The sequence below is a fragment of the Pseudomonas sp. CBC3 genome (assembly GCF_037967085.1).
In the GTDB taxonomy this organism is placed as follows: domain Bacteria; phylum Pseudomonadota; class Gammaproteobacteria; order Pseudomonadales; family Pseudomonadaceae; genus Stutzerimonas.
Window position 1 is genome coordinate 156,962 of sequence record NZ_JBANEO010000001.1, and the last position, 13,013, is coordinate 169,974.

Consider the following 13,013-nt stretch of genomic DNA (forward strand, 5'->3'; position numbering starts at 1 on the left):
CACCGGCAAACGAGGCCGATGTTGGTCAACGCAAAGCTTAGGAAGGCCGCTCAGCCAGTGGCGTCGGCACTATCCGTTCGACCGGCTCGACTTCGGCGCTACGCTTGAGCAGGTAGCCGACCAGCAGGATGGACAAGGCACAACCGGCGAACATCAGCCGTCCCCACAATGGGTTCGGTAACAGCACCATCAGCATCAGGCCGGCCCCCATCATCAGGCTGATCTGCCCCAGCTTGCTGCGCTGCAGGCGGTCGTAGATGTCTTGCTCGTTATCAGCGATCACGGGCGTTTCGACATCGCGGAAGAAGTGGGCGGTACGCTCGCCCTCTTCGTCGGCGGCAGTTTCCGGCTTGTAGAACAGGCTGGTGGCGCAGAAGAAGCCGCCGGTGAATATCAGGTGCGCCGCAACGGTGATGGTGGTGGTCAGCTCGGACAATTCGCGACCGGTCAGGCTGACACCGAATACGCCGGCAAACCATTGCGCGGTGAATACAGTCATCACCAGCCAGGACACCAGCATGCCGAAGCAAACCGTGGCCCACGCCGCCCACTTGGGCGTGCGGCGGATGAACATGCCAAAGAACAGCGGCACCAGGATCGGCGATTGCAACAGCGTCGCGACACGCATCATCAGCTCGAACAGGCTGAGCCCCTTGAGTTGGGCGAACATCTGAGCGATCAGAATCACCAACACGCCGTTTACGATAGTCGCGACCTGACTGATGCGCAGCAGCTTGCCTTCGCTCAGCGGGTTGTTGCGGGCGACGACCGGCACCCAGAAGCTGCGAACGAAGATCCCCGCGTTACGGCACAGCGCCGAATCCATCGACGACATCGTCGCCGCGAACAAACCTGCCACCAACAAACCGATGGTGCCGATCGGCATCAGGCGTTCGGCAAAGACCAGATACACCGCGTCACTGGCCTTGTTGCCGAGTTCGGCGTGCGCACTGAGGGCATCCGGATAAAGCACGGCGGTGGCCCAGGGCGGAATGAACCAGATCAGCGTGCCGCACACCATCAACACCAGGGCGAACAATGCGGCTTTGCGCGCATTGGCCGAGTCCTTCGCGTTCAGGAAACGATAGGAGTCCTGCATGTTGTTGATACTTTGCAGCTGCTTGACCAAAAAGAAGATGAACGAGCCAACCAGTAGCAGTCCGTAGTTCATGTCCGGCCCCATGAAGAAGTCGGACGGGAACTTGCTTACGATTTCACCCGGCCCGCCAACGGCAACCAGCGCCACGATGGCGCAAGCCACCGAGATCACCGCCACCACTAACGTCTGGACGAAGTCACTGGCAACCACGCCCCAGGCTCCGCTGAGCAGCGAGACCAGTAATACCGAGATGCCGGTAATCCAAATGGTAGTGGTCATGTCGTAGCCGAACACGGCGCCGACGAAAATTGCTAGACCATTGAGCCAGACACCGCCGTTGAGCACGCTCAGCGGAATGATGGCCCAAGTGAAGAATTGCTCGTTGCCGCTGCCAAAACGGCGTCGAATGCCTTCGGTGGGCGTGTCGACACGCATTTGCCGGAAGCGATGGCTGAACCACCAGTAGGAAAAGATGTAAGCGAAGATATTGCCGAGAAATACAAAGGTAACGGCAAATCCATCGTTGAACGCCTTACCGGCGGCGCCGGTGAAAGTCCAGGCGGAAAACTGCGTCATAAACGCCGTGGCACCGACCATCCACCACAACATACGGCCACCGCCGCGAAAGTAATCACTGGTCGACTGATTCGCCATATTGCGGAAGGCAATACTGATCAAGATCATCAGTATGAAATAGCCGGCCACTACCAGAATATCTATGTTCATTACGCTCTCTCGTATTGGGAGGCATCGACGTTGTACCTGGCCATATCAACAGGACGACCGGCTCGGCAACTCGGCGCTGCGCATGTCTGTTGATGGCTAGTCGAACTTGTAATGCACACCCACGCGCAAGCGCAGTTGCCTTTCATCGTCAGTCGAATTGACCTTGACGTCACCGATTTCAAAGAACGGTTGCCAGTTCTTGTCCCAACGGTATTTGAAGGCGAAATTATTTTCGTAATCGTATTTCTCGTTATCGAAGCGGATATAGTCGGTTTTCATGTAGACGAAGTTGTATTCATACGTCCAGTTGCCGCCCGGCATGTAGGTGAGCCAGCCATCGAACCGATTGATGTGCTGATTCTGTCGCGCCCTGTCCGGTATCGTTTCGTCGACTTTATCGCGGTCCAGCTTGCGCGCCTCGTAGCGATAGCGACCGGCGAGATTGAACTGCTCGTTCAGACGGTGATCGACACGCAGGCCGCCGCTATATGTCATGGATTCTTCGACACTGTCCAGCCGTAAGAAAGGCGTCAGCGTCCATTTCGGCGAGAGGGCGTGGCGGTAGTCGATGACCAGTTCATGGCCACTACCAACCGTGTTGTCGAACGCCACATCCTTGCGCGAACCCGCAGTTTTGTATTTGAGTTCGCCATGAAAACCGAGGCCGTTTTCAAGGCGCTTGCCGATCAGCAGTCGATCTGAATGCAGACGACTATCGTCCAGATACTGGTGCCGGTAATTAATATAACCGTCGGCGAATGCGACACTGCCAAACGATGAAAGCACGGCAGTCGCCGCCATGGTCATGACACAGATTTTATTTTTCATGATTTTATTCTTATTAGTTGAGATTAAAAGTTCGCGAGAATGGATGTCCCAATCTCGGCGCCCTTAACCAACTCACCTTATTTTTGCAGTTACGCTTTTTTCAGGCGAAAGAAAACCATCACCGCGCAGAGCGAATTTCAAATACAGCAAAGGTTTATTGAGGGCGTTACAACGGAACCAAGCCGTTCAGCCTGACGATCCAGGCGGGGATCGCCCGCAATAATCATCGGAGCGCCATATGCATCCCGTGGTAACGGGCGTGCAGCTTGGTAGTGCTGGCCAGGCCGTCAGGCCCGGCAACAGTGGGGGATTACTGGAACGCTTCATGGGTCAGCCTTTTTGTATTTATTCAGACTTGAAGCTGGGTCTCTCGGGATTTCAGTGGCGACTCAGCGTATTGGTCTCGATGTAAGCGAAGTTGATGTCTTCACCCAATCCAGGCCTCTGCGGCAAATGCACGAACCCTTCATCGTCCATCGGATCGACGATGCTGTTGAGATAGGCTGGTACGTCGTCGTACTCCAAGAACGGATGCAGCAAACCGCGTTCGTACCACCCGCAGTTCTTGATTGCACCCACGACGGCAAGATTGGGCGCTCCGTTTCCGTGGATTTCGCAATCGAGACCGAAGGATTCCGCCAAGTGCGCCACCTTCATGACCGGCCCGATACCGCCAACCCCTGCCACACCCGCTCGCAGGATGTCGCAAGACTTTCCACTGACCCAACCGGCACGGCTGTGGTATTTGCCGCCCAGACTTTCAGGACCAAGCACCGGAATGCTGAGGTTCGCCGCGAGCCAGGCGTAAGACTCGGCCGACTCCTCCATCATCGGCTCCTCGAACCACGCAAAGCCGAGCTTCTGGATTTCCTGGCCGATATAGAGCGCATCGGTCCGGCTGTACCAGTGGTAGCCATCGAGCATCAGCGCAATATCCGGCCCAACAGCTTCACGCACCGCAGCGCAAGCCCTGACGTCCATTTTGGGGTCGGGCGCGAAGGAAATAGGCGGCATCCAAGTGTGCAATTTGATGCCCTTGTATCCACGACTGACCAGCTTTTCGGCGAACTGACCGTATTCGTCCGGAGTGGACAAACCACCCGGCGTGTCGTCCCCACACATGGTCGAACCGTACGCCCTCACCTTGTCGCGATAGCCGCCCAACAGTTTGTAGACCGGCACCTCGAATCTGCGCCCAGCCCAATCCCAGAGTGCCTGCTCGACCAGCGCCAGACTGCGATCGGTCAGTTGTCCGCCGCTTCCGCGCTGCCAATGCGCGAGGTCCTGCCAGATACGCTCGCGGTCCAGGACGTTCTGTCCGACAAGTACCTTGCGCACATAGCTTTCGATGATATGTGCACGAAGCAATTCCGGCGCACCGAAGGCGTAGCCTTCACAGCCATCTTCGGTAGCGATCCGCAGCAACGCCATGCGCGCCTGGACTTCTTCACCTGGGTGGGAATGACCGGCGCTGTCGACGGCTCGGCGTGTGGGATGGGAAAACACTTCGACACTGACACGGGTGATTTTCATAGCAGCGAGACTGTCCTGGGCATTGTTCTTCTGGTTGCACGCTCTGTATGTCGTCGTACTAATGGAGAGTATTTTCCGATAAACCTGCCTTGTCAACACAGAGGTATGATGACTTTCTTAGCCGTCGCTGCCATTACGCCAAAGCGCCATCATATAAATGGTTGTTTTATAAGAAAAATGTAGCGATACAGCAGAAAGAGAAGATGCGTATCTACCGTTAGTCAGACAACTACGACGACCATCTCATCGTACAAACGGTCGATCACAGTGCATATCGAGACACCCACATAGAGGACGCAGCGCGGTCATCAGCTGGGCAGAAGAGGTCATGGGCAGGATTCCGCCCCGTTCTCACCGGGGCGCTGCCCAGCCGAAGAGGCGGAAGGAGTAGTTATCAAAACTGAATGGCGATACCCCGGCACCAATACCGGGGCGCCCCGCTATCGCCAGATGTCGTTGTGGATTTTCGCTTTCAGCTCAGGGTAATCCTTGACCCTGAACGTCGGCACCACACCTTCCTTGATCTGCGCCATGTAGTCCTTGGTCAGTTTCACCACCGTGCCGGAGAGCAGCACGATCGCGATCAGATTGATCGTCGCCATCAGCCCCATGGATGCGTCAGCGGCGTTGAACACCGTGGCCACGGCCTCATAGGCGCCCCAGACCACCATCGCTAACGCCGCCAGGCGTAGCAGCGTCAGGCCAAGCTTGTTGCCTGCGCCGAGGAAGATCAGCGCATTCTCCGCGTAGGAATAGTTGGCGACGATCGAGGTAAAGGCGAAAAACAGAATGGCGATGGCAACGAAATAGCTTCCCGCTACCCCAATATGGCTTTCCATCGCCTGCTGCGTCAGCTGCGTCCCGGTCACGCCCGAACCCGGCTCCAGCACACCCGACAGCAGAATCATCACGGCTGTCGCAGTGCAGATGACAATGGTGTCGATGAACACGCCCATAGCCTGAACCAGCCCCTGCGACGACGGATGATGCGGAGCTGGCGTCGCAGTCGCCGCCACGTTGGGTGCCGAGCCCATGCCCGCCTCGTTGGAAAACAACCCGCGCTTGATACCGTTGAGCATCGCGGCGGTGACCGAACCGGCAGCGCCGCCCGCTGCCTCCTCCAGGCCAAAGGCGCTACGGACGATAGTCATCAGCACCCCGGGTACCTCGCTGATATTGATCACCACCACGATCAGCGCCATGAGTACATAAAGCCCCGCCATTAACGGCACCACAAGCTCGGCGAAGCGCACAATGGAACGTAGCCCGCCGAAGATCACCAACCCGGCGAGGATAGCGATGGCGACCCCTACAGCCAGCTTCGGAAAGCCGAACGCCCCCTCCATCGCATCGGCAATCGAGTTGGCCTGGACGGCATTGAACACCAGCCCGAACGAGATGATCAGCGCAACGGAGAACACACCGCCGGCCCAGGGCGCGTTCAAGCCCTTGGCGATGTAAAACGCCGGCCCGCCTCGATATTGGCCATGGCCATCGCGTACTTTGTAAAGCTGGGCGAGCGAACTCTCGGCATAGCCAGTCGCCATGCCGACCAGCGCCACCATCCACATCCAGAAGATCGCCCCGGCACCACCGAGATAGAGCGCCACCGCCACCCCCGCCAGGTTCCCGGTGCCGACCCGCGAAGCGAGGCTGGTACACAGCGCCTGAAACGGCGATATGCCTGAAGAGTCGCTTTGCCGCGCCCCTCTGATGGCGCGCACCATCTCACCGAAATGCACGAACTGCAGGAATCCCAGGCGGATGGTGAAGAACACCCCGACCGCGAGCAGACCGTAAATAAGGATGTAACCCCAAAAGATTGAGTTGAGAAAGTCGATGATCGCGGTCATGTAGGCGCCTTATCGTAAGGAGACGGATACGGTTAACTTTAGCCGCTGAGCCGGAGCGCACCAGCTAGAGCGGGCCCGCGATCGATAACCCGATGACGATACCCCGGCAGCCATACAGCGCGCGGCAAAGACGCAAGGTCGGAACCGGCTCGGTCAAAAGGGTTCAATCGAAACCGCCAGCTCTGTCGATCAAGGCTCTGGTTCGGCTCGCCCCTAACGCCGGCAGGCGTTATACGCACCTTGGCCCAGCAAAAGTCACTGAATCAGAACCGAACCCTCGGCGTTCGAGCCCTTCTAAGCAGGCATCGACTCAAGGAGGTTCTCATGACCAAGCTACTGCTCGCCGCCTGCGGCCTCGCACTTTGTGCACCCATCGCATTCGCCCAGACGCCGGAGCCGGAGATCATCGCTAACCTGAACGGCCTGAAGATCGACGTCAGCCCCATGGGCGTGCCCACGCAAGCGGAGGGCGTCGAAGGCGAACTGCTGGGTGTACGCGCCGTAAAAGTGTTCAACCATACCGGCGAGCAAGTGACCTGCGAGTTCCACGTACCGGACGACGCGCGCTCGGACACCTCGGCGCCACCGGTTTTCACCGTCTCGCCCAACAGCCAGGCCGTGGAGCGCGTTCCGGGCGAATATTCATTGGGCGAACCGTACGCCGAGATCACCTGTCGCTCCGCAGTGCGCAGTTCCGCCCAATAACCGCAACCGCGCGCAAGCAGGCTCCAAGAAGCAACCGCCGTGGCACCCGACGACAAAACGGAAGCCATTGGCGGTGCGAACCGGTGTTGTCTGCTGGCTTCGACCGTGCGCGAGATCGGGGACGAGTTGGCCTTCGGCCCAGCGGGTCGGAGTGAACTATACGCTGGCGGTACGTTCCCCTTTTATACACAATCAGAGCGAGCCCGGCGGGCCAACGCATCCGCACCGAGTCAGGCCAGGGTCGCCCAGCGAAGAGGAGTCCGCCGTGACCGCTACCACCCAGCGCACCTACCGAAGCAGGCCAAACCCGTTACACGCGACCTTGCTTGCCGGAACCGTCCCCCTCTTTCTCGGCGCCCTGCTGAGTGACATCGCCTACTTTCGCAGCTATCAGATCCAGTGGAGCAACTTCGCCTCCTGGCTGATTGCCGGGGGCCTGGTTTTCTGCGGCCTGGCGCTTCTGTTCGCACTGGTCAATCTGATACGAGCCCATCACAAGAAGGGGCGGCCGCTGGTGTACTTCCTGTTGCTGCTGGCGACCTGGGTGCTGGGCTTCATCAATGCCTTGGAGCATGCCAAGGACGCCTGGGCTGCCATGCCCATCGGCCTGGTTCTCTCTGTGATTGTCACCGTGCTGGCCTGCATTGCGACCTGGATCGGCCTAACCAACCTGCGCGCCGGAGGTGCACGATGAAACATCCGAACGCACTGACCGCGTTGTCGCTGGCCGTACTGCTCGCCGGTTGCGGCATTGGCGGCGAGGATACAGCCCAAGAGTACGGCGCCACCCCGAATCTGCCCGAACCCGAGCGGGGAATCTTGCCCAGCATGAAGATCGCCGAGCCCACGCCGTGGGGCGATCAGGTGCCGACGGTGCCGCAGAACTTCACCGTCACGGCCATCGCTACCGATCTGAAGATCCCGCGCCAGACCCTCGTGCTGCCTAACGGCGACATCCTCGTGGCCGAAGGTCGGGGCGGCAACGCGCCGAAGCTGAAGCCCAAGGATGTGATCGCCGGCTACATCAAGGCGCAGGGCAATACCTCGGTCGAAAGCGGTAATCGTCTGACCTTGCTACGCGATGCCGATGGCGACGGCACCTATGAGCTCCAGACCGTGTTCGCCGAAGATCTCAACGCACCGTACGGGCTGGCGTTCCACGACGGTACTCTGTACGTGGCCAACCAGGACGCGCTAGTACGCTTCGATTATCAGGAAGGCCAGACCGAGGCCAGCGGTCCGCCAACCAAGGTCGTTGACCTCCCCTCCGAGATCAACCACCACTGGACCAAGGCACTCACCATCAGCCCCGACGGTCGTTTCCTATATGTAGGCATCGGCTCCAACAGCAATATCACCGAGCGCGGGATGGAAGCCGAAGTCGACCGCGCCCTGGTCTGGCAGATCAACGCCGAAACCGGCGCCTACAAACCCTACGCGACCGGCCTGCGCAATCCGACGGCGCTGGCAATCCAGCCGGGCTCCGGGCAACTCTGGGCGGTGGTGAACGAGCGCGACGAACTGGGCGAGGACTTGGTACCGGATTACCTCACATCCGTGCAGGAAGGCGGCTTCTACGGCTGGCCCTACAGCTACTGGGGCCAGAACGTCGATGATCGCGTACGTCCTCAAAACCCGGACAAAGTCGCCTCCACCATCGTGCCGGACTACGCCTTGGGCTCCCACGTCGCGGCGCTCGGCCTGGACTTCTCCGAAGCGTCGATGGGCGGGCAGTTCGCCGATGGCGTGTTCGTTGGTGAGCACGGCAGCTGGAACCGCAAGAATCCGGTCGGCTACAAAGTCATCTTCGTGCCATTCAGCAACGGCCGCCCCTCGGGACCGCCAGTCGACTTCGTGACAGGCTTCCGCACGGAAGATGGTAAGACCCGCGGTCGACCCGTCGGTGTGACCGTCGATCCAAGCGGCGCGCTGATCGTTGCTGACGATTTGGCCAATATAGTGTGGCGGGTTACCCGCAGTCAGTGAGCCGTGCTGATCCACTCGCTGAAGGCCCATCGCTGGCGCTTTGGTTGAATATTCAACTTCGTATGGCCGAATAGATTCGGCCATACGACTATTCTCCAGGCTCTTTATTCCAGTCGAAAGAGCGCTTCCGTCACGACCATACCGAAACGGGCCAGACGATCCGAGAAGTTGCGAATCGGGCCAATACGCCTGCTATGAAACGGCTCGCCTTCATAGCCCTTCGCTTGCAGTTTTCACAACCGATCCAAAGGGCTCAATACCGCCAGGCCACCACGATTGAGCACATGGGTGTAAATCATCGTTGTCTTTACATCAGCATGACCCAGCAGCTCCTGCACAGTGCGAATATCCTGCCCGCTTTCTAACAAATGAGTGGCAAAGCTATGCCTCAAGGTGTGAGGGGTTGCCGGTTTGGGGATACCGGAAGCTTTAACAGCACGCTTGAATGCGCGCTGGACTCGCTTCTCGTCAAGATGGTGCCGGCGCACCGCGCCACTGCGAGGATCTACCGAAGGGCTGGATGCCGGAAATACATACTGCCAAGCCCAATCCCAAGGCGCCTTGGGATATTTACGCGCCAAGGCATCGGGCAGGTAGACGTCTCCCCTACCCTCGGACAGTTCCTGATCATGGATAGTCCGAGTGCGGGCGATGTGCTGCTTGAGCGGCCCGACCAGGCTTGCAGGCAGCACAGTGACGCGGTCCTTCTGGCCTTTGCCGTCACGGATGATGATCTCGCTACGAGAAAAATCGACATCCTTCACGCGGAGCCGAATGCCTTCCATCAGACGCATGCCTCCACCGTACAGGAGCCGCGCAACGAGCCCAACCTGCCCATCCAGCAATCCGAGTATCTGATGAACCTCCTCCATCGAAAGCACCACAGGTAAGCGGGTCGGCTTTTTGGCGCGAACGACTTCGCCCAACCACGGCAAGTCTTGTTTGAGGACTTGTTTGTAAAGAAACAGCAATGCAGCGAGCGCCTGGTTCTGCGTCGAAGCCGAGACATCACGGCGAACGGCAAGGTCGGAAAGAAAGGCTTCTACCTCTGGCGCACCCATATCAACCGGGTGCCGGTATCCGTGAAAGCGAATGTAACGCTTAACCCACTCGCAATAGACACGCTCAGTTCTGATCGAGTAGTGTTTGAGCCTGATCTGCTCACGCACCTGATCCAGTAAACGCGGCTTCCCTTCCATGGTGTATAACTCCTTTATACATCAATCATCCTTCGGAAACGCCCAGCCTAGACAAGGACAGCCTCAATGACAAGGAACGTTGTACACCAAATCCATTCGGCGTCTTATACACCACTTGGTGTCTAATTATAGTTAGACCGCAAAGGGAACTTTCGTGGGTCATATCCCGAAGTACAAAGAGCTGGAAGCGCTTACCGATGATGAGCTTATCGATCGCTACGACGCGGCCGCAACGAATACAGTTGTCGGAACTGGTTTTTATCTTGAGGAGATCGCTCGACGCCAAACGGCGAAGGAAAGCACACGGATGCTGCAACTGACGCAGACAATGCGCACCCTTACTTGGGTCATACTTGGGCTTACAACGGTTAACGCAGCCCTCGTTGCAGTTCAGCTTTGGCTGTCGTGAGGGTTGCGTCCTAACTTGCGGTTCAAGCTCGTTCGCTCCGCTCACTTGGGACGGGCTAAAGCCCGCCCCTTAACCAAACGTTAGATGCTTTATCAGAAAACCCGGAACCACCATGGCATTCGATATGTATCACGGTAGCGAGAAGGCATGCATAGAAACGCATGAAGAATCCCTTTTTGTCCCTGTTAACGAAAACCCAAACTATCCATGTCTCGACTGGCTTCTGGCAGAACTTTATAACTCACCTAAGATTTCACCAGAAAAATCGAACATGATTGTTCATGAGCTTATTGCGTTGCGAGAAGAGATGCTTGGCACAGAGCTAAGCTACGTAACAAAAACCATTGATAGAATCATGCCTTTCTTCAGCAAAGCATACATACTCAATACTGAGATAAAGTGCGTAAGCGATTGAGGTTCGTACCATGTATCTAACAAATGGTTCAAATCGCTCACTTCGTTCGCTGGGACGGGCTAAAGCCCGCCCCTTAACCAAACGTTAGGCAACAAGAAAAAAACAGCAGCCATGAAACTTAATACTCCTCTCGAACGTAAAGATCACCTTGCTTATCGGGTCACCGTAGGGTGCCTACTGTTCACTGCGGCTTCAGCATTGATAAGCCCATCTTTCGCCATTGTATTTCTCGCTTCAAGCATCGTTGGCCTGCCGATTCTTTTACTTTATATCACACAGAAAAGATATGGAATAATTGGACGCTTCTTTAAGCTTTGAGCTTGCTTATTTATATCTCCATCGCAAAATCCATTCTTGTTCCAGAACTCACCAAAATAATTCAGCGTGTTGTCACCTAACAATGCGCTCAAATCGTTCGCTTCGCTCTCTGGGACGGGCTAAAGCCCGCCCCTTAGCTTAATCGTTAGAACTTAAGGAACACCATGCAGTACAACATTAAAAAGGCTTTTCCCGGCTGGAGCACATTAAGTGGCCTTGGCAACTCAGCCTTAATCAAGTCGTTCAGTATTTGGTTTGTCATTATCCCCATACTTGCAAAAATCACTGAAGGCATTTCCGGGGAAATCGACCTAGGGATATTTAGCCCACCACTTGTAATTCAGTGGGATATCCCATTTAGCTTTAAGATCTTGTACCTTGCCACCGTATTCTTCACTCTTGCCAACATTATCTATACTATTCGCGCTCCAAAAATCATAAAAGAATACAAGTCATACTCTGACTTTAAAGAGAAAGAAGGCAGCTTTGAATCGCTCAAGCAAATGTTTGAACCGCTGCTTGAGCGCAGCAGCAAAGAATATAAAGAAATACTGCTAGGCGACTTTTTCGGCCATGTTCACACTACAGAACCAAAGTTTGGTTTCAGTGATCTACGAGAGAGATCCGACGTTTGCACAGTGGCCCAAGAGCATCACGCCGAGGCATATTCAAATATCAAGGGCGCCTACAATGAAGAGAACTCAAAATCCCAAGTCTGCATAATTGCGCTTTATATACTCGGCTTCTTATGTCTAGCATATTTATTTATAGAGAATGCAATATATGTATTCCGTGGCTGGTTCTAACTAGCGGTTCAAATCGTTCGCTTCGCTCACTGGGACCGGCTAAAGCCGGCCCCTTAACCAAACGTTAGGTTCACGGAGGCACCTTGCGACTCCCATTCATCTGTAACAGCTGCATGTTCGGGCAAGAAAAGCTCGAAACCCCTCCTTATCCTAGCTATGTAGAGCTACGTAACGATGGGCGTTACGAATTCATATGTTCCCAAGGTCATAAAACAATCACCATCCTTCAGCAACAAAAATTTGAAGTCTTATATGAGATTGGTGCTTACGCACTTATTGATGGGTATTACAGAGAGTCAATTGCTTCCTTTACCTCTGCCTTGGAAAGATTCTATGAATTTTTCTTACTAGTAAAATCGCTCCAAAATAAAGTAGATACCCACATTTTCAATAGCGCTTGGAAGCTCATATCATCGCAATCAGAGAGACAGCTAGGCGCGTTCATTTTTTCGTATACAGAGCATTTCTCCAAGCAGCCAACATTATTAAGCCAGAATAATATCGCCTTCCGAAACAGCGTGATTCACAAAGGCACCATTCCAACAAAAAATGAGGCACTTGATTACGGGCAGGAAATTTTGAATGTAGTCACGCCGTTGCTAAGAGAAACCCTTGCCGCATTTCCCGACGGAGTTCAACAGAGCATTTTCAAGCACCTTCAAGAGTGCAGAGGGGAGGAAGAGGGACTTCCTATAAGTACCATGAGCATGCCTACCATACTAAGCATCGATCAAACAGGTAGCGCATTAGAGATAAAAAACCTTGAAACCGAACTTGATAACCTTAAATGGTGGCGCCAGCGTTGGTGAAAAACCTAACCAGTGGTTCAAGCCGTTCGCTTCGCTCACTGGGACGGGCTAAAGCCCGCCCCTTAACCAAGCGTTAGGTGCCTCAACACAATGTGCCAATGTAGTCAACACCTTGAAGCCGTTCTAGATCTGACGTATCGCGAAAATAGAAAATTTAATTTCTTAGGCGCCGAGCTATTTTCGGATTATTTTTCAATCCCAGACGAGAGTACGTTTTCTCCTCAACTTGACTACACTATCAACCTATACAAATGTGAGACATGCGGACAAAAGTGGTATATCGAGCCAACACCAGAAGAATATCCTTCTATAGAATTTGGCATGAAA

General features: G+C 55.3%; 12 protein-coding genes. 7 read left to right on the forward strand and 5 right to left on the reverse strand.

From position 1 onward, the window contains the following. Positions 1-37: 37 nt before the first annotated feature. The 4 genes from V6943_RS00765 to V6943_RS00780 form a co-directional block, all read right to left on the reverse strand. On the reverse strand, positions 38-1,825 hold the full coding sequence (locus tag V6943_RS00765; RefSeq protein ID WP_340552317.1) for a sodium:solute symporter family protein: 1,788 nt from the start codon (positions 1,823-1,825) through the stop codon (positions 38-40). Between the two features lie 96 nt (positions 1,826-1,921). Beyond that, positions 1,922-2,653: an oligogalacturonate-specific porin KdgM family protein gene (locus V6943_RS00770; protein WP_131649849.1), complete on the reverse strand. Its 732-nt coding sequence runs from the start codon at positions 2,651-2,653 to the stop codon at positions 1,922-1,924. A 378-nt stretch (positions 2,654-3,031) separates the two neighbouring features. Beyond that, positions 3,032-4,186 carry a mandelate racemase family protein gene (locus tag V6943_RS00775; RefSeq protein ID WP_340552318.1) on the reverse strand — a complete coding sequence of 385 codons (1,155 nt, stop codon included), beginning with the start codon at positions 4,184-4,186 and terminating at the stop codon, positions 3,032-3,034. Positions 4,187-4,626: 440 nt separating this feature from the next. After that, a complete protein-coding gene (locus tag V6943_RS00780) occupies positions 4,627-6,039 on the reverse strand; it encodes an alanine/glycine:cation symporter family protein (RefSeq protein ID WP_340552319.1) in 1,413 nt (470 codons plus the stop codon). Between the two features lie 324 nt (positions 6,040-6,363). Here V6943_RS00780 and V6943_RS00785 point away from each other — a divergent pair, with 324 nt between their 5' ends. The 3 genes from V6943_RS00785 (at position 6,364) to V6943_RS00795 (ending at position 8,730) form a co-directional block, all read left to right on the forward strand. Next, positions 6,364-6,744, forward strand: a complete 381-nt coding sequence (locus V6943_RS00785) for a hypothetical protein (RefSeq protein ID WP_197445774.1) — start codon at positions 6,364-6,366, stop codon at positions 6,742-6,744. 265 nt (positions 6,745-7,009) lie between these two features. Next, positions 7,010-7,438, forward strand: coding sequence for a DUF2231 domain-containing protein (locus V6943_RS00790; RefSeq protein WP_131649845.1), 429 nt, complete (start codon positions 7,010-7,012; stop codon positions 7,436-7,438). Next, positions 7,435-8,730, forward strand: a complete 1,296-nt coding sequence (locus V6943_RS00795; protein WP_340552320.1) for a PQQ-dependent sugar dehydrogenase — start codon at positions 7,435-7,437, stop codon at positions 8,728-8,730. The genes V6943_RS00790 and V6943_RS00795 overlap by 4 nt, the downstream gene beginning before the upstream one ends. 233 nt (positions 8,731-8,963) lie before the next feature. Here the strand turns inward: V6943_RS00795 and V6943_RS00800 are convergent, their stop codons facing one another. Continuing rightward, on the reverse strand, positions 8,964-9,929 hold the full coding sequence (locus tag V6943_RS00800) for an integron integrase (RefSeq protein WP_340552321.1): 966 nt from the start codon (positions 9,927-9,929) through the stop codon (positions 8,964-8,966). Positions 9,930-10,083: 154 nt separating this feature from the next. Here V6943_RS00800 and V6943_RS00805 point away from each other — a divergent pair, with 154 nt between their 5' ends. From V6943_RS00805 to V6943_RS00820, 4 genes are all read left to right on the forward strand, one after another. Next, positions 10,084-10,338 carry a hypothetical protein gene (locus tag V6943_RS00805; RefSeq protein ID WP_340552322.1) on the forward strand — a complete coding sequence of 85 codons (255 nt, stop codon included), beginning with the start codon at positions 10,084-10,086 and terminating at the stop codon, positions 10,336-10,338. 112 nt (positions 10,339-10,450) lie between these two features. After that, entirely contained in the window at positions 10,451-10,753 is a 303-nt protein-coding gene (locus V6943_RS00810) for a hypothetical protein (protein ID WP_340552323.1), read from the forward strand. 482 nt (positions 10,754-11,235) lie between these two features. Beyond that, entirely contained in the window at positions 11,236-11,877 is a 642-nt protein-coding gene (locus V6943_RS00815; protein ID WP_340552324.1) for a hypothetical protein, read from the forward strand. Between the two features lie 113 nt (positions 11,878-11,990). Continuing rightward, positions 11,991-12,686 carry a hypothetical protein gene (locus V6943_RS00820; RefSeq protein ID WP_340552325.1) on the forward strand — a complete coding sequence of 232 codons (696 nt, stop codon included), beginning with the start codon at positions 11,991-11,993 and terminating at the stop codon, positions 12,684-12,686. Positions 12,687-13,013 lie beyond the last annotated feature (327 nt).